Annotated in this window: 19 protein-coding genes; 10 read left to right on the top strand and 9 right to left on the bottom strand. The window is 72.9% G+C overall.

Translation table 11 applies throughout. The features are described 5' to 3' along the window. Nucleotides 1-4: 4 nt before the first annotated feature. From D1J60_RS24745 to D1J60_RS24725, 5 genes are read left to right on the top strand one after another with little or no spacing between them, the layout of a single operon-like run. A complete protein-coding gene (locus tag D1J60_RS24745) occupies nucleotides 5-703 on the top strand; it encodes an energy-coupling factor ABC transporter permease (protein WP_125595201.1) in 699 nt (232 codons plus the stop codon). After that, nucleotides 703-1086, top strand: a complete 384-nt coding sequence (locus D1J60_RS24740) for an energy-coupling factor ABC transporter substrate-binding protein (protein WP_125822568.1) — start codon at nucleotides 703-705, stop codon at nucleotides 1084-1086. The genes D1J60_RS24745 and D1J60_RS24740 overlap by 1 nt, the downstream gene beginning before the upstream one ends. A gap of 3 nt (nucleotides 1087-1089) precedes the next feature. After that, nucleotides 1090-1839 (top strand): cobalt ECF transporter T component CbiQ, encoded by a 750-nt coding sequence (gene cbiQ, locus D1J60_RS24735; RefSeq protein WP_125595199.1) that lies wholly within the window; start codon nucleotides 1090-1092, stop codon nucleotides 1837-1839. Beyond that, on the top strand, nucleotides 1830-2660 hold the full coding sequence (locus tag D1J60_RS24730; RefSeq protein WP_125822567.1) for an ATP-binding cassette domain-containing protein: 831 nt from the start codon (nucleotides 1830-1832) through the stop codon (nucleotides 2658-2660). The genes cbiQ and D1J60_RS24730 overlap by 10 nt, the downstream gene beginning before the upstream one ends. 9 nt (nucleotides 2661-2669) lie before the next feature. Further along, nucleotides 2670-3245, top strand: a complete 576-nt coding sequence (locus tag D1J60_RS24725) for a PadR family transcriptional regulator (RefSeq protein ID WP_125595197.1) — start codon at nucleotides 2670-2672, stop codon at nucleotides 3243-3245. A gap of 45 nt (nucleotides 3246-3290) precedes the next feature. Here D1J60_RS24725 and D1J60_RS24720 read toward each other — a convergent pair whose 3' ends face one another. From D1J60_RS24720 to D1J60_RS24685, 8 genes are all read right to left on the bottom strand, one after another. Further along, nucleotides 3291-3503 carry an EF-hand domain-containing protein gene (locus tag D1J60_RS24720; protein WP_125595196.1) on the bottom strand — a complete coding sequence of 71 codons (213 nt, stop codon included), beginning with the start codon at nucleotides 3501-3503 and terminating at the stop codon, nucleotides 3291-3293. Nucleotides 3504-3604: 101 nt separating this feature from the next. Further along, nucleotides 3605-4795, bottom strand: a complete 1191-nt coding sequence (locus D1J60_RS24715; RefSeq protein ID WP_125822566.1) for a YncE family protein — start codon at nucleotides 4793-4795, stop codon at nucleotides 3605-3607. Then, nucleotides 4792-5604: a polysaccharide deacetylase family protein gene (locus tag D1J60_RS24710; protein WP_125822565.1), complete on the bottom strand. Its 813-nt coding sequence runs from the start codon at nucleotides 5602-5604 to the stop codon at nucleotides 4792-4794. Before D1J60_RS24710 ends, D1J60_RS24715 begins: the two co-directional genes overlap by 4 nt. 358 nt (nucleotides 5605-5962) lie before the next feature. Next, nucleotides 5963-6571: an ATP-binding protein gene (locus D1J60_RS24705; RefSeq protein WP_125822564.1), complete on the bottom strand. Its 609-nt coding sequence runs from the start codon at nucleotides 6569-6571 to the stop codon at nucleotides 5963-5965. Nucleotides 6572-6718: 147 nt separating this feature from the next. Further along, nucleotides 6719-7486, bottom strand: coding sequence for an enoyl-CoA hydratase-related protein (locus D1J60_RS24700; protein ID WP_125822563.1), 768 nt, complete (start codon nucleotides 7484-7486; stop codon nucleotides 6719-6721). Nucleotides 7487-7572: 86 nt separating this feature from the next. Further along, nucleotides 7573-8796 (bottom strand): Ig-like domain-containing protein, encoded by a 1224-nt coding sequence (locus D1J60_RS24695; protein WP_125824174.1) that lies wholly within the window; start codon nucleotides 8794-8796, stop codon nucleotides 7573-7575. A 133-nt stretch (nucleotides 8797-8929) separates the two neighbouring features. Then, a complete protein-coding gene (locus tag D1J60_RS37400; RefSeq protein WP_164720963.1) occupies nucleotides 8930-11230 on the bottom strand; it encodes a choice-of-anchor A family protein in 2301 nt (766 codons plus the stop codon). Between the two features lie 165 nt (nucleotides 11231-11395). Beyond that, nucleotides 11396-12607: an Ig-like domain-containing protein gene (locus tag D1J60_RS24685; protein ID WP_347147195.1), complete on the bottom strand. Its 1212-nt coding sequence runs from the start codon at nucleotides 12605-12607 to the stop codon at nucleotides 11396-11398. 267 nt (nucleotides 12608-12874) lie between these two features. On the opposite strand from D1J60_RS24685, the gene glgX reads away from it, so the two are divergent. Continuing rightward, nucleotides 12875-15079, top strand: coding sequence for a glycogen debranching protein GlgX (glgX, locus tag D1J60_RS24680; protein ID WP_241253601.1), 2205 nt, complete (start codon nucleotides 12875-12877; stop codon nucleotides 15077-15079). Nucleotides 15080-15221: 142 nt separating this feature from the next. Beyond that, nucleotides 15222-15944: a CDP-alcohol phosphatidyltransferase family protein gene (locus D1J60_RS24675; RefSeq protein ID WP_125822561.1), complete on the top strand. Its 723-nt coding sequence runs from the start codon at nucleotides 15222-15224 to the stop codon at nucleotides 15942-15944. On the opposite strand, the gene D1J60_RS24670 is transcribed toward D1J60_RS24675, so the two are convergent. After that, entirely contained in the window at nucleotides 15925-16419 is a 495-nt protein-coding gene (locus D1J60_RS24670) for an adenylyltransferase/cytidyltransferase family protein (protein WP_125822560.1), read from the bottom strand. The two genes, D1J60_RS24675 and D1J60_RS24670, sit on opposite strands and share 20 nt — an antisense overlap. A gap of 177 nt (nucleotides 16420-16596) precedes the next feature. On the opposite strand from D1J60_RS24670, the gene D1J60_RS24665 reads away from it, so the two are divergent. Genes D1J60_RS24665 through D1J60_RS24655 form a run of 3 tightly spaced genes read left to right on the top strand, consistent with a single transcriptional unit; the run spans nucleotide 16597 to nucleotide 20701 of the window. Next, nucleotides 16597-17802, top strand: a complete 1206-nt coding sequence (locus D1J60_RS24665) for a glycosyltransferase (RefSeq protein ID WP_125595209.1) — start codon at nucleotides 16597-16599, stop codon at nucleotides 17800-17802. Further along, nucleotides 17799-19493, top strand: a complete 1695-nt coding sequence (locus tag D1J60_RS24660; protein WP_125822559.1) for a lipopolysaccharide biosynthesis protein — start codon at nucleotides 17799-17801, stop codon at nucleotides 19491-19493. Before D1J60_RS24665 ends, D1J60_RS24660 begins: the two co-directional genes overlap by 4 nt. After that, nucleotides 19490-20701 (top strand): hypothetical protein, encoded by a 1212-nt coding sequence (locus tag D1J60_RS24655; RefSeq protein ID WP_125822558.1) that lies wholly within the window; start codon nucleotides 19490-19492, stop codon nucleotides 20699-20701. Before D1J60_RS24660 ends, D1J60_RS24655 begins: the two co-directional genes overlap by 4 nt. The last annotated feature ends 29 nt before the right edge of the window (nucleotides 20702-20730 follow it).

Genomic DNA, 20730 nt, shown 5'->3' with positions numbered 1-20730 from the left:
ACCCATGCATATAGCCGAGGGGTTCCTGCCCCCTTTGCACGCGGCCGCCTGGGGCGCCGCGTCCGCCCCCTTCGTCGTCCACGGGGTCCGCGCGCTGACCCGCGAGGTGAAGGCGAACCCGGAGAGCACGCTGCTGCTCGGGGCGTCCGGTGCGTTCACGTTCGTCCTGTCCGCCCTGAAGATCCCCTCCGTGACGGGCAGTTGTTCGCACCCGACGGGGACGGGGCTCGGGGCCATCCTCTTCCGGCCGCCGATCATGGCGGTGCTCGGCACCATCACGCTGCTCTTCCAGGCGCTGCTGCTGGCCCACGGCGGACTCACCACGCTGGGCGCCAACGTCTTCTCGATGGCCATCGCCGGGCCCTGGGCCGGCTACGGGGTCTACCGGCTGCTGCGGAAGGCCGGCGCGCCGCTGATGGTGACCGTCTTCTTCGGCGCGTTCTTCGCCGACCTGGTCACCTACTGCGTCACCTCCGTCCAGCTGGCGCTGGCCTTCCCCGACCCGGCGAGCGGCTTCCTGGGCTCACTGGAGAAGTTCGCGGGCATCTTCGCCCTCACCCAGATCCCGCTCGCCGTCAGCGAGGGACTGCTGACGGTCCTCGTGATGCGGCTGCTGATGCAGTCCAGCACGTCGGACCTGGTCCGGCTCGGGGTCGCGAAGCTGACCGGCGGCAAGCAGGCGAAGCCGGAGGCGGCCCTCTGATGAGCAGGAACGCGAAGATCAACACCCTGCTGCTGCTCCTGGTCGCGGCGCTGGCCGTGATCCCGCTCGCGCTGGGGCTCGGCGACGGCAAGGAGGAGCCGTTCACCGGCGCCGACGCACAGGCGGAGGCGGCCATCACCGAGCTGAAGCCGGACTACGAGCCCTGGTTCGCCCCGCTGTACGAGCCCCCGTCGGGCGAGGTCGAGTCGGCGCTCTTCGCCCTCCAGGCGGCGCTCGGGGCGGGCGTGCTCGCCTACTACTTCGGCGTACGCAAGGGCCGCCGCCAGGGCGCGGCGCAGGCCCTCGCGCGGGCCGCGGCCGGGGCACCGGAAGCCGCCGGGGCACCGGAGGCCGGGCGGACCGGCCCGGCCCGGGAGTCGTAGGCGGTGCTGCCGATCGACGTGGCGGCGCACTCCAGCCGCTGGCGGGGCCGCCACCCCCTGGAGAAGGCCCTGCTGGGGCTCGGGCTCACGGTCACCGCGGTGTGCCTGCCGCCCTGGCCGGGCGGCCCGCTGGTGGCCGCCGCGACCCTGGCCGTGCTGCTCGGGCCGGCCGGCGTGGCCGGGCGGCAGCTGTGGCGGGCCTTCCGGGTCCCGCTGGGCTTCTGCGTGACCGGGGCGCTGCCGCTGCTGGTGTCGGTGGGCGGCCCGGACGGGTTCCTCGCCCCGGCCCCGGACGGGCCCCGGCACGCGGCGGAACTGCTGCTGCGCACCTCGGCGGCCTCCCTCGGGGTGCTGCTGTTCGCCTTCACGACGCCGGTCTCGGACGTGCTGCCGCGGCTGGTGCGGGCCGGGGTGCCGGCGCCCGTGGTGGACGTGGCCCTGGTGATGTACCGGATCGGTTTCCTGCTGCTGGACTCGACGGCCCGGGTCCGGCGCGCCCAGGCGGCCCGGCTGGGGCAGGCAGGCCGGGCGGCGGTGTGGCGCTCGCTGGCCGGGCTCGCGGCGACCTCGTTCGTCCGGGCCTTCGACCGCGCGGCCCGGCTCCAGGAGGGGCTGGCGGGACGCGGTTACGACGGCGCGCTGCGGGTGCTGGTGCCCGAAGCGGCGCTGTCGTGGCGGTTCCTGACGGGGTCCGCCGCCCTGCTGACCGCCCTGGTCGCGGGGACCCTCGTACTGAAGGAGCTGTGGCTGTGACCCCGTTGGTGGAGCTGGTCGGCGCGGGATACGCGTACGAGGACGGCCCGGCCGTGCTGTCGGGGGTGGACTTCGCCATCGCCGAGGGCCGTGCGCTGGTGCTGCTCGGCCGCAACGGCAGCGGCAAGACCACGCTGATGCGGCTGCTGAGCGGAGGCCTGCGGCCCGGCTCGGGGACGCTGCGGCTCGGCGGCGCCGAGGTGGCGTACGACCGCAAGGGCCTGGTCCGGCTGCGCGCCTCGGTGCAGCTGGTGGTGCAGGACCCGGACGACCAGCTCTTCGCGGCCTCCGTGGAGCAGGACGTGTCCTTCGGCCCGATGAACCTGGGGCTGCCGGCGGCGGAGGTCCGCGAGCGGGTGGACGGCGCGCTGGCCGCGCTGGACATCACCGCGCTGCGGGACCGCCCGACGCACCTGCTGTCGTACGGGCAGCGCAAGCGCGCGGCCATCGCGGGCGCGGTGGCCATGGCCCCGCGGGTGCTGATCCTGGACGAGCCCACGGCCGGGCTCGACCCGGACGGGCAGGAGCGCCTCCTGGACGTCCTCGCGGGGCTGCGCGCGGCCGGCACCACGGTGGTCATGGCCACCCACGACGTGGACCTCGCGGTGCGCTGGGCGGACGACGCGGCCGTGCTGACCCCGTCGGGGATCCGCACGGGCCCGGCGGCCGAGCTGCTCTCGGACCCGGAGCTGCTCGCGTCGGCGGGGCTGCGGTCGGCCTGGGCGCCGGTGGTCGCCGCGTTCCTGCGGGCGAAGGGGATGCTGGCGGACGGGGCGCCCGGGCCGCGGACCCCGCAGGAGCTCGCGGTGCTGGGCTCCTAGGATGGCCGCATGTCGCTGCCGCATGCCATTCTCACCGCGCTGATGGAGAAGCCCTCGTCGGGGCTGGAGCTGACCCGGCGGTTCGACAAGTCGATCGGCTACTTCTGGTCCTCGACGCACCAGCAGATCTACCGGGAGCTGGGGCGGCTGGAGGAGGCGGGGCTGATCCGGGCGCTGCCCAGCGAGGTGCCCGTGCGCGGGCAGAAGAAGGAGTACGAGGTGCTGCCCGACGGCCGCGCGGAGCTGACGCGGTGGGTGGACGAGAGCCAGGACCCGAAGCCGGTCAGGGACGCGCTGCTGCTGCGGATCCGCGCGGCGGCGGTGGTCGGGCCGCAGGGGCTGGGGCCGGAGCTGCGGCGCCATCTGGAGCTGCACCGGGCGCAGTTGGCCACGTACGAGGCCATCGAGGCGAAGGACTTCCCGGCGGGGCGGGACGCGGACGCGGACCGGCTGCGCCGGCTCGTGCTGCGCGGGGGCATCGCCCTGGAGGGTTTCTGGCTGAGCTGGCTGGAAGAGGCCCTGGCGGAGGTGGAGGCCCTGTCCGGGCCGGAGGGACCGGCGGCGGCGCCGGCGGGCGGTGCCTGACGCGCCCCCGCCCCGGCGGGCGGGGCGGAGGCGGACGCGCCGCGCCTACTTGTTCAGGGACGCCCAGAACTCGTCGAAGCTCATCAGCTTGTCGCCGTCGGTGTCCTTGGCGGCGATCACGGAGTCCGCGACCGCGGCGGTGACGTAGTGGTCACCCATCGCCTTCATGGCCGCGCTGTACTCGTCGGCCGTGACGAAGCCGTCACCGTTCACGTCGAACTTGTCGAACGTCGCCCGTGCGCTCTCGATGTCAGCCACTGGGTCCACCCCTTCTTGGTGCTTGTTGACCGGCTCAGGGTAGCGGCCCGGGGCGCGGGGGGCTCCTGCGGGTCCCGTTCCCCGGGGCACCGTCGCGCCGGCTACCGGAAGATGCCGGTGTGGCCGAGGGAGTAGCGGCCGGGCTGCGGGTACACGGCGAGGCCGTGGGGGCCGCCGCCGACCGGGATGCGGGCCAGCTGCTTGCCGGTGACGGTGTCGATCGCGTAGACCTCGGAGTTGTAGCGGCCTGAGAGCCACAGCACCTTGCCATCGGCCGAGACCCCGCCCATGTCGGGGCTGCCGCCGTCGGGCAGCTGCCACTTCTTGGTGAGGCGGTTCTCCTTGAAGTCGAAGACGGAGACGCTGCCCTCGCCGCGGTTGGAGACGTACATCTCCCTGGAGTCGCGGCTGACGTAGAGGCCGTGGCAGCCCTTGCCGGTGGGCAGCAGCTTGGGGACGTCGAACTTCTCCCCGCTGAGCACCCACATGCCGTGCGCCATCATGTCCGCGACGTAGAAGGTCTTCCCGTCGGGGGAGATCTTGACGTCCTGCGGCATGGCGCCCTCGAAGGGAAGCTTCTGCTGGCCGATCACCTCCATCTTCTCGGTGTCGACCTTGAGCAGTTCGCCGGAGAACTCGCAGCTGACGATGAAGTAGCGGCCGTCCGCGGAGAAGTCGGCGTGGTTGACGCCGGCGCAGGTGACGGGGACGGTCTTCACCCGGTCCATGGTGTGCGGATCGCGGAAGGCCAGCTCGCGGTCCATGGAGGCCATCACGACGGCGTACTTGCCGTTGGGCGTGAAGTACAGGTTGTACGGGTCGTGCACCTCGACGGGCTTGCCGGCCTCGCCGGTGGCCGGGTTGATCGGGGTGAGGGTGTGGCCGCGGTTGTTGTTGACCCAGAGGGTCTTCATGTCCCAGGAGGGCACCACGTGCTGCGGCTGCACGCCGACGGGGATGGTGTCGATGACCTTGTACGTGGCCGGGTCGATGACGGACACCGTGTTGGAGTTGGTGTTCGGGACGTAGACCCGGGACGGGAAGTCCTTGACCGCCGGGGAGAGCCTGTTCGGCCGGTCGGCGGCGTACACGTCGTGGGGGTCGAGCAGCGGGGGCATCCCGGCCAGGCCCGGCGGCACGGCCGGGACGGCCTTGGCGGGCTGCCTGGCGGGGCCCTTGGTGCCGAGCGCCTCGGCGGGGGCCTTGTCTGCCGATCCGCAGCCGGCCAGGGCGGCGAGGACCAGACCGGCCAGCAGGACGGTGGCCTTCCGGGGAAGGCGGGTGGTCTTCATGAGGTCAGCAGCTCCGTGGTGGTCACCGCGCGCAGTTCGCGGCGCGCGAGTTCTTCGAGGAGGGGCGGCATCGCGTCGACCGTGTCCGCGTAGCCGAAGTGCAGGCTCACCACCGATCCGGGCCGGATCGTCCCGGTGACGTTGCGGATGACGGCCGCCGCGCCGGGCGAGGTGAAGTCGAGGGAGTCCACGTCGTACGAGAGGACGTGCGGGTAGCCCGCCCGCTGGGCGAGGGTCCGGACGAGGGGCGTGGCGTACTGGGTCTGCGAGGGGCGGAACCAGCTGCCGATGGAGCCGGTGAGCCGCTTGAGGCGCTGGGCGCAGCCGGTGATCTCGGCGTAGGCCTCGGCCTCGGACATGCCGTTGATGGCGAGGTGGCGCTGGGTGTGGTTGCCGAGTTCGTGGCCGCCGTCCAGGATCCGCCGGGCCATGTCGGGGTGTTCGTCGAGCCAGCTGCCGATGGCCAGTACGGTGACCCGCGCGCGGGCCTCCTCCGCCGCGGCGAGTACGGCGCGGGCGGCGGCGGGGTCGCCGTTGCCGTGGAAGGTGAGGGCGACCCGGGGCCGGTCGCGGGGGCCGTGCGCGATCTCCACGGGCTGTCCCGGGATGCGGCGGGGCGCCGGGGCCGCGGGCGCCCGCCCGGCCGGGCGGGCGGGCTGGGCCGCGGTGGCCCGGACGGGTCCCGGCGCCGCCCGGCCGCCGCCCGCGCCGCAGGCCGTGGTGAGGGCGCCGGCGGCGGCCGCGGCGGCGCGCAGGGCGGTACGGCGGTCTGGATAACAGAGCACCCGCCCATTTAAGAGCCGGATCATCCTCAAGGTAATGATTGACCCAATTTGGGACTTCCGTCGAACGGGGGCCCAGAGCCGGGTGTCCGCTATGTGATCAACGATTTACACAGAGCGGTCGATATTTATTCGTTGATTGTGAGGCGAGTGGCCCATCTCACCTAGGATTTAGGTGGAAACTCTTGGGATATGCACACTTATGTCCGAGTCGGGACTTTTGGCATTTGGGCCCTCGTCTGCCATAGTCGGAACCACGGCTTCCCTTTGACCCGAGCGAAGTCACCCGCCGAGGATCACACACCCCACCGGTCCTCGGCGCACCCATGAAACCCCCGTAGCGCCCCACCTCGGCGACAGGGGGTTTCTGGCTTTCCGGGGCCGGTCAGCGGTCGGCGACCCGCATCTCGAACCAGGTGATCTTGCCGCGCGGCAGCAGGTCGGCGCCCCAGCGGTCGGAGAGCTTGTCGACGAGGAACAGCCCCCGGCCCGTCGTGTCCAGCTCGTGGACCGGCATCAGACAGGGCAGCCCACGCGAGGGGTCGCGCACCTCCACCCGGATCCAGCCGCGCCGCCGCAGCATCCGTAAGCCGAAAGAGCGGGCGCCGGTGTGGCGCACGGCGTTGCCGACGAGCTCCGAGACCAGGAGCACGGCGTGCTCGGAGATCTGCGGCGACAGCCCCCAGAAGCGGATGACCACGCTCTGGGTGAGCCGGCGGGCCGTGCTCGCGGACTCCGGCATGGACGGCAGGGTCACTTCCGCCTCTGCCGGGTTGCCGTACAACTCCAGCGCTTTGAGCCCCTGTTCGTCCTCGACCGCCGCCGTGAGCCGTACGGCCGAAGCGCTGCTGCGCTGCCGCGGCTGTTCCACACCCTCCAGGCCCGCCATGCACCCATCATGGACGGCCCGCGCGCCCGTCCGGGCCGTTCCGCAGGAATACACCCCCCGGAACCATGGATTCCGAGGGGGTCTCCCGGCATATGCGAAAGGCAACCGAAGGCTGCATGAACCACCCTGACCTGGGGTGACGTTCCGCTGCGCGGCGATCACCGTCAGTGGATCACCAGGTCCCCTTAAGGCTGCTTTAAGGCTGGGCTAATCCACCCGCAGGGGTTCCGTGCGGCCGTCTTCGAGCGCCCCTCAGACGAACTTGGCCTTGCCCGGGCCCTCTTCGACGAAGCTGCGCATGCCGCGCTCGCGGTCCTCGGTGGCGAACAGGCCCGCGAACCAGTTGCGTTCGATGGTCAGGCCGGTGTCGATGTCCGCCTCCAGGCCGGCGTCCACGCACTCCTTCGCGGCGCGCAGCGCGATGGCCGGGCCCTGGGCCAGCTTGGCGGCCCAGGCGTGAGCCTGCTCGTACACCTCGGCGGCGGGCACGACACGGTCCACCAGGCCGAGGGCGAGGGCCTCTTCGGCCCTGACCATGCGGCCGGTGAAGATCAGGTCCTTGGCCTTGGACGGGCCGATCAGCCGGGAGAGCCGCTGGGTGCCGCCCGCGCCCGGGATCAGGCCGAGCAGGATCTCGGGCTGGCCGAGCTTGGCGTTGTCGGCGGCGATCCGGTAGTCGGCGCACAGGGCGAGCTCACAGCCGCCGCCGAGGGCGTAGCCGGTGACGGCGGCGACGACGGGCTTGGGGATCCGGGCCACGGCGGTGAAGGCGTCCTGGAGTGCGCGGGACCGGGCGATCATGGCCGCGTGGTCCATGTTCTGCATCTCCTTGATGTCCGCGCCGGCCGCGAACACCTTCTCCCCGCCGTAGAGGACGACCGTGCGCACGTCGGCGCGGTCGGTGGCCTCCACGGCGAGCTCGCGCAGCCGGTCCTGGGTGGCGATGTCCAGGGCGTTCATGGGCGGGCGGTCCAGCAGGATGGTGCCGACGCCTTCGGAGACTTCGAGAGAGATGGTCATACGGGGAAGGTTAGCCGCGGTTAACGCGCGGTGGCCCGGTGCTGTGGGTCACAGCACCGGGCCACCGGCTCACGTACGCGGATCGGTTACTTGATCCACTCCGCCCAGTCCATGTTCCAGCCGTTGAGGCCGTTGTCCGGGGCGATCTGCTTGTCCTTGGAGTTCTTCACGACGACCACGTCGCCGATCAGCGACTCGTTGAAGAACCACGCCGCGGGGGTGTTGGGGTCGCCGGCGCCGCGCTCGTCCTCCAGGCCGACGCAGCCGTGGCTGACGTTCTCCGAGCCGAACGTGCTGGAGGGGGCCCAGTAGTTGCCGTGGACGAAGGTGCCCGAGGTCGACAGGCGCATCGCGTGCGGGACGTCCGAGATGTCGTACTCGCCGCCGAAGCCGACGGTGGCGCCGTTCATCCGGGTGACCTTGTACTTCTCGCTGATGACCATCTGGCCGTTGTAGGTGGTCGTCGACGGGGCGCCCGCGGTGATCGGGATGGTCTTGAGGACCTGGCCGTCGCGGACGACCTCCATCTTCTTGGAGGTGGCGTCGACGGTGGTGACCTGGGAGCGGCCGACGGTGAAGGTGACCGTGCGGGTCTGCTTGCCGTAGACGCCGGGGCGGCCCTCGACGCCGTCGAGCGCCATCTTCACGGTGACCTTGGTGCCCGCCGCCCAGTACTTCTCGGGACGGAAGTCGAGCCGGTCGTTGCCGAACCAGTGGCCCTCGATCGGCACGGACGGCTCGGCCGTGACGGTGATGGCCTTCTCGACGGCCTCGGTGTTGGTGATGCCGCGGGTGAAGTTGATGGAGACGGGCATGCCCACGCCGACGGTCGAGCCGTCCTCGGGCGTGTAGTGGCCCACGAAGGTGTTCTGCGGGGTCAGGGTGCTGAAGGTGGTGTCCTTGGCGGACTCGCGGCCGGCCTCGTCCTTGGCCACCGCGTGCACCTTGTACTCGGTGGCGGCGGCCAGGTTGCGGGCGGGCTCCCAGGTCGCGCCGTCGGCGGCCAGCTTGCCCTCGACCGCGTTGCCCTTGGTGTCGGCCACCGTCACGGTGGTCAGCTTGCCCCCGCTGCTGGTGATCTTCAGGACGCCGCTGGTGGCGACTTCCTTCGACCCGTCGTCCGGCTTGACGTTGACCACGGCCTTGGACGCCTCGGTGCCGGTCTTCGCCGTACCGCCACCGGCCTTGCCGTTGTCCCCGCCGCTGCCCCCGCCGTCGCCACCGCCGCTACAGGCGCTGGTCAGCAGCAGGACCGCCCCCAGCAGAACGGCCGGCAGACCGGTGCGGACGCGGCCGCGTATCGGCTGCAGGTTCACTCGTGTTCTCCCCATGTCCCCCGCGCACGGACAGTCGCGCGCTTGTCGACAGGAAATCACATGGGGAGATTACGAATAGGCACAGTCGTGTCACCGTTCCGTCCCAAGTGCCGGGGCGGGCGGGGTGTCAGGCCTTGCGGTCACCGCCCAGCGGCCACTGGCCCGGGTTCCAGCCGGGGCCCTCGTGGTCGGGACGCCCGTGGCCGGGTCCGTCGTGGCCGGGGCCCTCGTGGTCGGGACGGCCGTGCTCCGGCTTCCCCTGCTCGGGCTTGCCGTGGTCGGGCTTGCCGTGGTCCGGCTTGCCGTGGTCGGGCTCGTCCTTGCAGTGGCAGGTCTGGCCGTCGTGCACGCGCTTGTTGAGGAGGGTGACGGCGATCCGGTGGCCGGGTGTGCGCCCGTCCAGGGTCAGCGGGCCCGTCACCGGGTCGCGCGGCACCACGTAGCCGTCGGGGACGTCCACCTCGACCACGTAGTACGAGCCGTCCGGCAGCCCGTCGAAGGCGCAGACTCCGTCCCGGCCGGTGGTGCACTCGTCCCCGACCCGCTCGTCCGCGTCGTCCCCGGTGCGCTGAAGGCCCACGGCCCTGCCGGTCTCCCGCCAGAGCTCGAACTCCGCGCCGCGCAGCGGCCGCTTCGTCTTGGCGTCCTTCTTCAGCACCTTGATGACGCCGCCCGGGTCCTCGTCCGCCTTCCTGTTCGGGACGGTGACGATGACGTACTCCTCGGTCTCGCCCGGGTCCAGGTCGAAGGCGGTGACGGGGTCGCGGGGCCGTTCGTAGCCCGTCGGCAGGCCGACCTCCCGCCAGTAGTAGCGCTCGCCGACCGGCAGCTCGACCGTGCAGGTGCCCCGCTCGTCGGTCACGCAGGCGCCGTCGCCGAGGAGGGTGTCGGGGTTCGTCCCGGTCTGGAGGCCGGCGGTGCCGTTGCTCTCGCGCCACAGCTCGAAGCGGGCGCCCGGCAGCGGGTCGCCGGTGTCCTTGTCGATCTTGCGCAGCACGACCCGGGCGCTCTCGTCCGGCGGCACGGGGGTCCTGGTGTTCACGGCCGTCCAGCGCACCCCCTGGGTGGCGTTCTCGGCCGTCAGGACCAGCGTGTGGACGGGCTGCGCGGGGAGGTCGTAGCCGGTGGGCGGGGTGGTCTCGCGCCAGTGGTAGGTGCCGAGTTCCTCCTCGCGCGCGCAGATCCCGTCCGTGCCCGTGGTGCAGTCGGCGACCTTGGTGTCGGGGTTCGAGCCGGTGGCCTGGAGTCCGTCGACGCCGTTGGTCTCCTTCCACAGCTCGAACTTCGCCCCGGACAGGGCCCGGCCGTTCTCGTCGTGCTTGAGGACGGACACCGACCCCCGGGCCGGCGGTACGGGCGCGCAGTCGGGCAGGTCGCCGTTGAAGGGGTACGCGTGGAACTCCGCGCCCAGGCCGGTGGTCGCCGTGGGGCTGGTGTGGGTGACGCTGCCGGCGGTGAAGAAGCGGCCGTTCATGCCGATCACGGAGACGTCGGTGACCGACGCCTGCGGGCCGATCAGGACGCTGCCGCCGAGCTGCGCCGAGCCGGCGATGGTGGCGGTCTCCGCGTTGGGGAAGTTCCACAGCAGCCGCTCGCGCAGCCCGGCGGGCAGCAGGGCGTTGTTGACGCGCAGTGCGGGGCTCTCCCCGGTGACGTTGACCAGGACGGTGGCGTTCTCCGGGATCCCGGCGAAGCGCAGCGTCTGCTGCCGGCCGGAGGGGCCGGAGAGGTCGAAGTCCACGTTGAAGACCTGGAGGGGTGAGCGGCCGTCGCCGGTGAACACGGTTTCCTGGTCGCTGTACACGGCCCGGCCGGTGGCCGTGCGCGGGACTCCGGCGGGGAAGGCGTAGCAGGTGCTGGCGGTGGTGAGGGCGCCGCGCAGGCGGGTGTAGGGGTCGGCGGCGTCGGCGTCGTGGGTGCGGGTGCCGGTCACGTTGCCGGTGAGGGTGCCCGCGTAGCGGACGACGCCGCCGTCGGCGAGGAGGGTCTGGCCGGTGGCCACGGTGACGTCGCCGCCGGTGGTCAGGAAGTCCGATCCGTTCGGCGGGGGAACGCGGGAGCCGACGCCGGCGATGCCCACGTTGTAGACGCCGGCCGTCTTGTTCATGTCGAAGTCGCCGAGGACGACGACCTTGCCCTCGGCCTCGGCCGCGCCCCGCCGCACCAGCATGTCCCCGCCGACGAACACGTTGATGTTCTGGTCCCGGCCGGTGAAGTCGCGGTTGTTGGGGTCCGGCCAGGAGGACGGACAGGCCTCGCCCGGCTCCTTGCCCGGGATGCACGGCCCCAGGCCGCCCGGCAGCGGGGCCCTCAGCGTGCGTGCCGTGGCCGGCGGCTCGCCACCGGGGCCCGCCGCGAGGGCCGTGGGGGTCCCGGTGGCGAGTACGACGCCCACGGCCAGCCCGAGGGTCCAGTTCCTTGCTGACATGACACTCCGTCCGCTGTCTCGGCCACCTGCCCGCGCCGGTGGCCCTGACAGGCTGCGGGCGGGCTTCGGCGCGGCGTACGGAAGACACTCGGCGCGTACGGCATTCCGGTCTGACAATCACTCGATTGCACCGCTTCCCCGGGGTGCGGGGAGGGCCCGGGTGTGTCAGCCGATGGCGGAGCCCGCCACCCAGTCGGCCCAGGACATGTTCCAGCCGCCCAGTCCGTTGTTGGGGGCGACGGTCTTGTCCTGCGAGTTCACGACCTCCACCACGTCCCCGACCAGCGTCCGGTCGAAGAACCAGCCCGCCGGGGTGTCCGAGCCGCCGCCCTTGTCGTCGCGCAGGCCCACGCAGCCGTGGCTGGTGTTGGTGGAGCCGAAGGTGTCGGGGCTGGCCCAGTAGTTTCCGTGCAGGAAGGTGCCGGAGGCGGTGAGCCGCATGGCGTGCGGGACGTCCGGGATGTCGTACTCGCCCTTGCCGTCGTCGCTGGTGAAGCCGACGGTGGCGCCGTTCATCCGGGTCACGTCGAACATCTCCATCACCACCATCTTGCCGTTGTAGGTGGTGTTCTTCGGCGCTCCGGCGCTGATGGGGATGGTGGACAGCAGCTGCCCGTCCCGGCGGACCTCCATGGTGTGCGCCTCCGCGTCGACGGTGGAGACCTGCGAGCGGCCGACGGTGAAGCGGATGGTCTTGTCCTGGATGCCGTACGAGCCGGGTGCGCCCTCGATGTCGCGGAGCTTCATCTTCACGGTGACCTCGGTGCCGGCCTTCCAGTAGGTCTTGGGCCGGAAGTCGAGGCGGTCGGAGCCGAACCAGTGGCCGACGACCTCCACGGCCGGGTCGGCGGTGACGGTGATGGCCCGCTCCACGTCGGCGCGCTGCTTGATCGACCGGTTGAAGTTGAAGGAGACGATCATGCCGGTGCCGACGGTGGAGCGGTTCTCGGGCTTGAAGTAGCCGATGAACCGCTCCTCGGGGACGTAGGTGGTGAAGGTGGTGTGCCGGGCCTGGCGGCGGTTGTGCCCGTCGAGGGCGACCGCGTCGACGGTGTACTTGGCGGCGAGCGCGAGCCGTCCGGCGTCGGGGTCCGGGCTCCAGCTGAGGCCGTCGGCGGCGATCTCGCCCGGGACCTCCTCCTCCTGGGCGTCCTCGACCTTGGTGACCCTGACCCGTTCGAGGCGGCCCTCGGGGACGTTCACCCGCAGCGGGCCCTCGGCCGGTACGCCCTTGGCGTTGTCGTCGGGGGTGACCCGGATGGCCTCGTCCGGGGAGCGGGGTTTTCCGGGCAGCTGGATCTCGACGGGGGATCCGCCGTCCTCGGTGCAGCCGGCCAGACCGCCCAGCAGGCCCGCCCACGCCGCCACGGCGGCCAACCCCGCCCCTGCCCGCCTCGTCAGAAGAGTCACGTCCCGTCCAACGACCGGGGCCCTCCGGGGGAAACGTGAGGGCCGGGCACGTTCCGGGCAGAACAGTCCGGGCAGAACAGTGGGAAGGACCAGACGGGGCGGGCCCTGGCCGGGACGCCGGGGCGCACTCCCCCCGCCGGTACCCAGGAGCCGTGGAGGCGGGCAGTGTCGAGCGCAGCCGAGCAAGAGGCGGTGGATGCCGCCGGCAGTGATGCCGGCCGGACCGTCGAGGAGATGGACTTCGTACGGGAACGGGTCCAGGCGAAGGTGTTACGGGCCGCCGCGCACCCGGCGCCACCCGTGTGGCCGGGCTCCTCGCACCCGCTGGGGGCCCGGTACCACACGGGGCCGGCCGGGGTGGAGGGCACCAACTTCGCGCTCTGGGCGCAGGGCGCGGAGGCGGTGGAGCTGTGCCTGTTCGACGCCCTCGGGGCGGAGACGCGCTGCACCCTGAGCGAGCTGACGCACGGGATCTGGCACGGCTTCGTACCGGGCGTGCGGCCCGGGCAGCGGTACGGCTTCCGGGTGCACGGGCGCTGGGACCCCTGGACGGGTGCCCGGTACAACCCGGCGAAGCTGCTGCTGGACCCGTACGCGCGTGCGGTGGACGGGGACTTCTCGCTGCCTCCGGAGGTGTACGGGCACGTCCGGGACTGGCCGCAGCAGTACATCGCCGACACGGTGCGCGACGACCGGGACTCGGCCCCGTACGTCCCGAAGGGGGTGGTCGTCCATGACGACGACGACTGGTCGGACGACGTCCGGCCGAAGACCCCCTGGGCCGACACGGTGATCTACGAACTGCACGTGCGCGGGTTCACGATGCGCCATCCGGGTGTTCCCGAGGAGCTGCGCGGCACGTACGCGGGCCTGGCCCATCCGGCGGCGGTGGAGCACCTGAAGGCGCTGGGCGTGACGGCGGTGGAGCTGCTGCCGGTGCACCAGTTCGCGCACGAGGACCACCTGCTGCGGCGGGGCCTGCGCAACTACTGGGGGTACAACTCGGTGGGGTACTTCGCCCCGCACGCCGGCTACTCCGCCAGCGGGACGGCGGGGCAGCAGGTCGGCGAGTTCAAGCGGATGGTGAAGGCCCTGCACGCGGCGGGCATCGAGGTCATCCTCGACGTGGTCTACAACCACACGGCGGAGGCCGGGGAGCTGGGACCGACCCTGTCGCTGCGCGGGATCGACAACCGGGGCTACTACCGGCTCCAGTCCGACCAGCGTCGCTACGCCGACTACACGGGCTGCGGGAACACCCTGCACGCCGGGCGCCCGCACGTGCTGCGGCTGATCACGGACTCGCTGCGGTACTGGGTGACCGAGATGGGGGTGGACGGCTTCCGCTTCGACCTGGCCGCGGCGCTGGCCCGCTCCATGCACGACGTGGACATGCTGTCGCCGTTCCTCGCGGTGATCGCCCAGGACCCGGTGCTGCGGCGGGTCAAGCTGATCGCGGAGCCGTGGGACGTGGGCTCGGGCGGCTACCAGGTGGGGGCGTTCCCGCCGCTGTGGACGGAGTGGAACGACCGATACCGGGACGCCGTGCGGGACTTCTGGCGGGGCGCGCTGCCCGACGTACGGGACCTGGGGTACCGGCTGTCGGGCTCCAGCGACCTGTACGCGTGGGGCGGGCGGCGGCCGTACGCCTCGGTGAACTTCGTGACCGCGCACGACGGGTTCACCCTGCGCGACCTGGTGTCGTACGAGCGCAAGCACAACGAGGCGAACGGGGAGGCCAACCGGGACGGCACCAACGACAACCGGTCCTGGAACTGCGGGGCCGAGGGCGAGAGCGGGGACCCGCGGATCGGGGCGCTGCGGCGGCGGCAGCTGCGCAACCTGCTGACGACGCTGCTGCTGTCGACGGGCGTGCCGATGCTGGTGGCGGGCGACGAGTTCGGGCGCACGCAGGGCGGCAACAACAACGCGTACTGCCAGGACAACGAGACGGGGTGGGTGGACTGGTCGCTGCTGTCCGACCCGCAGTGGAGCGGCCTGTTCGCGCTGACCCGGCGGCTGCTCTCGCTGCGCCGGGCGCATCCGGTGCTGCGCCGGCGGGCGTTCTTCTCGGGCCGGGCGCAGGGCGCGGACGGGCTGCGGGACCTGGCCTGGTTCACCCCGGCGGGGGCGGAGATGACGGAGCGGGACTGGTACGCGCCGGCCGCCGCGGTGGGCCTGTACCTGTCGGGGCGGGACATCCCGGGCCGGGACGAGCGGGGCCGCCAGGTGACGGACGACAGCTTCCTCGCGCTGCTGCACGCCGGGGACCGGCCGGTGGAGTGGGTGCTGCCGGGCGCGCCGTGGGCGGTGGAGTACGAGCTGGTGCTGGACACGGCGCGGGAGTCCCAGGAGGCTCCGCCGGGGACGCGGCACCGGGGCGGGGAGCCGCTGACGGTGCCCGCCCGGTCGGTGCTGCTGCTGCGGGTGGTGTCCTGAGGCGGCCGGGGGTGGGTGCTCGCTGCTCGCTGCTCGGGGGGAGCTGACCGATCCCGAGCGGAGCCTTTCGTTCCCCCTGCGATGATGTGCCCTTCCTGTGAACACACGATCACATGACCACATGGACAGGGCAGGGGCAGGCATGGCGAGATTCGGGACCGCGCTCCGGGAACTGCGGGGGGCGCAGAAGTCGGCCAAGGGGGTGTCGCTCTACTCCCGGTTCGTCAACCGGCCGGTCGGCCGGTACCTGGCCGCCGGGTCCTACGCGCTGGGCCTGACGCCCAACCAGGTCACCTTGCTCAGTGCCGCGTTCAGCTTCGCGGCGGTGGCGGCGGTGGCGCTGGCCGCGCCCTCGTGGGGGCTGGGGATCGCCGTCTGGGCGGCGCTCGCGGTCGGCTTCGCCTTCGACTCGGCCGACGGCCAGCTGGCCCGGCTGCGCGGCGGCGGGAGCGCGGCGGGCGAGTGGCTCGACCACGTGGTGGACGCCGCGAAGCTCACCGCGCTGCACGCCTGCGTGCTCATCGCCTTCCACCGCTTCCCCGAGGCGTTCGGGACCGGTTCGCAGGGGTGGCTCCTGGTGCCGCTGGGCTTCCAGTTCGCCGCCGTCGTCACCTTCTTCGGGGGCCTGCTGACCGAGAAGCTCAAGCCGAAGGCCGCCCCGGGCAGTCCGGCCGCGGCCCCCTCGACGCTGCGCGCGGTGGCCCTGCTCCCCGTGGACTACGGGGTGTTCTGCCTCGTCTTCCTGCTGCTGGGCGGCGGGACGTTGTTCCGCTGGGCGTACGCGGGCCTGGGCGCGGTCGCCGCCCTGTTCCTGGTGGCCTTCCTGGCGAAGTGGTACCGCGAGCTCAGCGCCGTTCGGCGGTGAACTGCTCCGGCAGCGGCGGGTGCGCCGGCTCGGCCAGGGCGTCCAGGGCGCGGCGCAGCTGGGTGCTGGAGGTGTGGACGGTGTACGGGAAGTAGACGACGTCGACCCCGTGGGCGGCGAAGTCCCGTTCCAGCCTGTCCCCCTTGGGGGTGCCGCGCCAGTCGTCGCCCTTGAAGATGACGTCGAAGCGGACCTGCTTCCAGGTCTCCACCTTGTCCGGGACCGTCTCCACGAAGGCGGCGTCGACGTACTTGACGCTGCGGACGATCTCCAGCCGCTCGACGAGCGGGATCATCGGGCGCCGCCCCTTGGCCAGTTCGGCCATCTCGTCCGAGACCACGCCGGCCACCAGGTAGTCGCACCGGCTGCGGGCGTGGCGCAGGATGTTGAGGTGGCCTATGTGGAACAGGTCGTAGGCACCGGGCGCGTAGCCCACGCGGTACGGCCTGCGCTCGGACGGCACAGGGTCGGTCATGTCGCGCTCCGTCATCGGATCGGTTCCCCCCAGCGGCCGCACCCCCCGGTGCGGCGGATCAGCCGACAATAGCGCGCGCGTTCCACACCCCGTCGGGTGAACGAATAGGGTGACGTCCGCATCATCCAGGGGAGAAGGGGACGTTCAGTGTCCACATCCGGTCACCGGCGCCTGCTGCTGGTTTCCACCAACTACGCCCCGGAGCATGCGGGCATCGGCCCGTACGCCACCCAGATCGCGGAGCACTGGGCGAGTACCGGCCACGACGCGCACGTTCTGGCGGGCATGCCGCACTACCCGGCCTGGTCGGTCGAACCGGAGTACAAGGGGGTGCTGCGGCGCACCGAGGAGCGCGCGGGGGTCACCGTGCACCGGCGCGCCCACACCGTGCCGCCCCGTCAGACCGCCGTTCGGCGCGCCCTGTTCGAAGGATCGATTCTGCTGCACGGTGCCGTGGCCCCGCCCCGGATGCCGAAGCCCGACCTGGTCATGGCGCAGATGCCGAGCCTCGCCGGCGGCGTGACGGCCGCACGGCTGGCGGCCCGCTGGAAGGTGCCGTTCGTACCCGTCGTCCAGGACCTGATGGGCGCCGCCGCCGCGCAGAGCGGCATCAGCGGCGGGGACAGGGCGGCCGCGTTCGCCGCGCGCGCGGAGGCGTACGCCCTCAAGCGGGCCACGCTGGTCGGCGTCATCCACGAGACCTTCGTGGACCGGGTCGTGGCGATGGGCGTGGACCCCCGGAAGATCCGCCTCGTCCCGAACTGGTCGCACGTGGCCAAGCCCACCAAGCCGCGCGGGGAGACCCGCCACCACCTGGGATGGGCGCCCGGCCAGACCGTCGTCCTGCACTCCGGGAACATGGGCCTCAAGCAGGGCCTCGAAGTCCTCGTCGGCGCCGCCCGGCTGGACCCGGAGGTCCGCTTCGTCCTCATGGGCGACGGGAGCCAGCGCGCGGCCCTCGCGAGCATGGCCGCCGACGTCCCGAACCTGGACATCATCCCGCCCGCCGCCGACAACGGGTTCCCGGACGTCCTCGCCGCGGCGGACGTCCTCGCGGTCACGCAGCACGCCGCGGTGCTGGACATGAGCGTGCCGTCCAAGCTGACCTCCTACTTCCAGGCCGGCCGGCCCGTCGTCGCCTCCGTCGCGGCGCAGGGCGGGACCGCGCAGGAGGTACGCCGTTCCGGCGCCGGGGTGCTCGTCCCCCCGGAGGACCCCGAGGCGCTGCTGAAGGCCGTCCGCTCCCTGGCCGAGGACCCCGAGGGCGCGGACGCCCTCGGGGCGGCCGGACCCGTCCACGTGGCGGCCCACCTGAGCCGTGAGGCGGGCCTGGCCCGCATCGACGCACTGATCGACGAAGCACTCGGGGGGAAGCGGCCGTGACCGAGACGAACCGCCCGGCGACGACCCCCGCCGAGGACGAACCCGATCTCCTACGGGACCAGTTCAAGCAGCTCCTGCGCTACCGCCGGCTCCTCGGCGCGGGCCTGGCCGTCGGCCTGCTGGGCGGCGTCTACCTCGGAATCTCCACGGCGGACACCTACGTGTCCGTCGCGGACGTGGTGCTGCGCGCGCCCGCCGACGACCCGTTCAACCCGAGCCTGGCCCCCGACAAGGCCATCAACATCGGCTCGGAGCGGCAGGTCGCGCTCTCCCGCTCCATAGCGGAGCAGGCCGCGAAGACCCTCGGTGTGGCGGCCGAGGACGTCCCGGCGTTCCGCGGCGGCCTCCAGGTGACCAACCCGCCGCAGACGATGGTGCTGCGCTTCACCTACACCGCCGCCTCCCCCAAGGAGGCCGCCAAGCGGGCCAACGGCATGGCGGCCGCCTACCTGCTCAAGCGGCAGGAGGCCCTCGACGCCACCCGCAACACGATGGTCAAGGGGTACGAGGCCCAGCGCGACCCGGTCGCCAGGCAGCTCGACGAGGTGGCCCGGCAGATCAACAGCATGCCGGCGGGCACCGCCCGGGACGCCTCCCTCTCCTCGCGGACCGACCTCCAGAACAAGGTCAACACCCTCAACGGCAACATCGCCAAGCTCCAGGCCCTGGACATGACCCCCGGCCGGGTCACCACCGCCGCCGCCCCGCCCGCCGCCCCCGACGGGCCCGGCCTGCCCATGTCCCTCGCGCTCGGCGCGGCCGTCGGCCTGGCGCTCGGCCTGCTCGCCGCCTGGGTCCGGCTGGTCTTCGACCCGGCGCCGCGCTCCGAGGGCGACGTGGCCCGGTCCCTGCGCGCACCCGTACTCGGCTACCTGCCCCGCGACCGGACCGGCGGCGGCCCGCTCCTCGCGGCCGGGGAGGCCGATCCGCGGCTCGCCGAGGAGTACCGCTCGGTGGCGTTCCGCCTCGCCTACGACGCCCGGTTCGCCGACCGGCGCCGGCTGCTGGTGGTCGCCCCGCGCGGCAGCAGCGAGACGGCCGCCGCCGTGGCCGTGAACCTGGCCGCCTCCTTCGCCGAGACCGGCAAGGACGTCCTGCTCATCGAGGCCGACCTGCGCACCCCGGTCCTGGCCAGCCAGCTGCCCACCGACACCGGCGACCGGCCGCGCTGGAGCAGCCTTGCGGGCGGCTCCGCGAGCGCCGAGACCGAGTGGCCCGACGGGCGCCGGGTCGTCGTGGACGCCGCCGAGTCCGGCGACTTCGACCTGATCCCCGGCGACCGCGTGCGCAACGTGGCGAGGGCCCTGACCTCCCGGCGCACCGGCCAGCTGATCGCCGAGGCCGACACCCCCAACTCCACCGTCGTGGTGCTCGCGCCGCCCGTGCTCTCGTACGCCGACGCGCTCGCCCTGGTCGACCGCGTCGACGGCGTCCTCGTGGTCTGCGACCCGCGGGCCGTGCACCGCAGCGACCTGTCCCGGATCCGCGAGCTGATCAGCGGCGCCGGCGGGACCGTGCTGGGCGCGGTGCTGCACGCCCCCCTGCCCTCCGGGAAGCGCGGGGCCGAGCGGGGGGCCAAGGACGTGGCCGAGGGCGGGGCCGGGGGCGCCGCCTCCGGGGACGGGGAGGCAGCCCCGGGCGACGGCGGCGACACCGTGGCGCTGCGCACCGTCCGCACGGGCCAGAGGTGAGCCGGCGGGGCCTCGCCGCGGTCTCCTCGGTCCTGGACCAGGCCGCCTCCAGTGCCACGAACATCCTGGTGCTGGTGCTGGCCGCCCGGCTGTCGTCGGCGTCCGGGTTCGCCGCCTTCTCGATGGTCTACGTGGCCTTCAGCGTGCTGCTCGGGCTCAACATGGCCTACGTCGGCCAGACCGTGGTGCTGGAGAAGGGCGAGGGGCTGGGGCGGGTGTGCCGCTCCTCCGTGCTGTTCACGGCCGCCGGGTCCGCCGCGGCCGGGCTCGTCGTGGCCGCGGCGGGCCTCGCGGTGCCCGGGGACACGGGGTGGGCGCTGCTCGCGCTGGGCCTCGTACTGCCGCCGGTCCTCGTACAGGACGGGCTGCGCTACTGCTTCTCCGCCCTGCGGGTGCCCGAGCGGGCGCTGGCCGCGGACGCGCTGCGGCTGGTGTGCGTGGTCGCGGCGCTGGCCGTACAGCCGCGGGGGGTCTCGGCGGGCCGGCTGGTCCTGGTGTGGGGGCTGTCCGCGCTGCCGGCGCTGGCGGTGGGGCTGTGGCTGCTGCGGCCGTTCGTCCGCGGGGTGCGCGCCGAACTGCGGCCCTATCTGCGGCGCGGGCACCTGGGGCGGCGCTTCGTGGTCGAGTTCGCCGTGGGCAACGGATCCAGCCAGCTCGCGGTCCTCGGGCTCGGGGCGTTCGCGACCCCGCTCGCCGTCGGTGCGCTGCGCGGCGCCACCACCCTCTTCGGCCCGCTGAACGTGCTGTTCAACTCGGCGAACGCCTTCGGGCCGCCGGTGGTCGGCCGGGCCCGCGGCAAGCGGGGCGTGGTCCGGCTGACCCTGCTGATGGGAGCCGTCCTCGCGGTACTGGGCGGGGGCTGGGCGGCGGTGCTGTACACGCTGCCGGACCGGCTGGGGCGGGAGCTGCTCGGCGACACCTGGCCTGCGGCCGCCGCGCTGCTGCCCGCCACGGGCGCGCAGTACGCGGTCATGGGCCTGGGCACCTGCGCCCTGCTCACGCTGCGCGTGCTCGCGCCGAAGGCCACCCTCTCGCTCCAGGTGGTGTTCTCGCTGCTGTCGGTGGCACTGCTGCTGGGCGGGTACGCCGGGTGGGGCGTCGCGGGCGCCGCCTGGGGGCTGGCCCTCGGTTCGGCCGCGAAGGCCGCCGCCGGGTGGCTGCGGGTGGCCCGGCTGGAGGTTCCGGCGGAGGTCGCGGCCGCCGCCTGAGCCGCACGGGAGCGGGCCCGGGACGGTGG

Source organism: Streptomyces sp. W1SF4, assembly GCF_003950035.1.
Lineage (GTDB): Bacteria > Actinomycetota > Actinomycetes > Streptomycetales > Streptomycetaceae > Streptomyces > Streptomyces racemochromogenes.
This window is presented reverse-complemented; position numbering and strand designations above follow the sequence as displayed.

Excerpts from the sequence above, each read along its gene's own strand:
- D1J60_RS24740 (WP_125822568.1), top strand. The coding sequence starts at position 703 with ATGAGCAGGAACGCGAAGATCAACACCCTGCTGCTGCTCCTGGTCGCG.
- D1J60_RS24725 (WP_125595197.1), top strand. The coding sequence starts at position 2,670 with ATGTCGCTGCCGCATGCCATTCTCACCGCGCTGATGGAGAAGCCCTCG.
- glgX (WP_241253601.1), top strand. The coding sequence starts at position 12,875 with ATGGACTTCGTACGGGAACGGGTCCAGGCGAAGGTGTTACGGGCCGCC.
- D1J60_RS37400 (WP_164720963.1), bottom strand. The coding sequence starts at position 11,230 with ATGTCAGCAAGGAACTGGACCCTCGGGCTGGCCGTGGGCGTCGTACTC.
- D1J60_RS24745 (WP_125595201.1), top strand. The coding sequence starts at position 5 with ATGCATATAGCCGAGGGGTTCCTGCCCCCTTTGCACGCGGCCGCCTGG.
- D1J60_RS24700 (WP_125822563.1), bottom strand. The coding sequence starts at position 7,486 with ATGACCATCTCTCTCGAAGTCTCCGAAGGCGTCGGCACCATCCTGCTG.
- D1J60_RS24675 (WP_125822561.1), top strand. The coding sequence starts at position 15,222 with ATGGCGAGATTCGGGACCGCGCTCCGGGAACTGCGGGGGGCGCAGAAG.
- D1J60_RS24710 (WP_125822565.1), bottom strand. The coding sequence starts at position 5,604 with ATGATCCGGCTCTTAAATGGGCGGGTGCTCTGTTATCCAGACCGCCGT.
- D1J60_RS24715 (WP_125822566.1), bottom strand. The coding sequence starts at position 4,795 with ATGAAGACCACCCGCCTTCCCCGGAAGGCCACCGTCCTGCTGGCCGGT.
- D1J60_RS24670 (WP_125822560.1), bottom strand. The coding sequence starts at position 16,419 with ATGACCGACCCTGTGCCGTCCGAGCGCAGGCCGTACCGCGTGGGCTAC.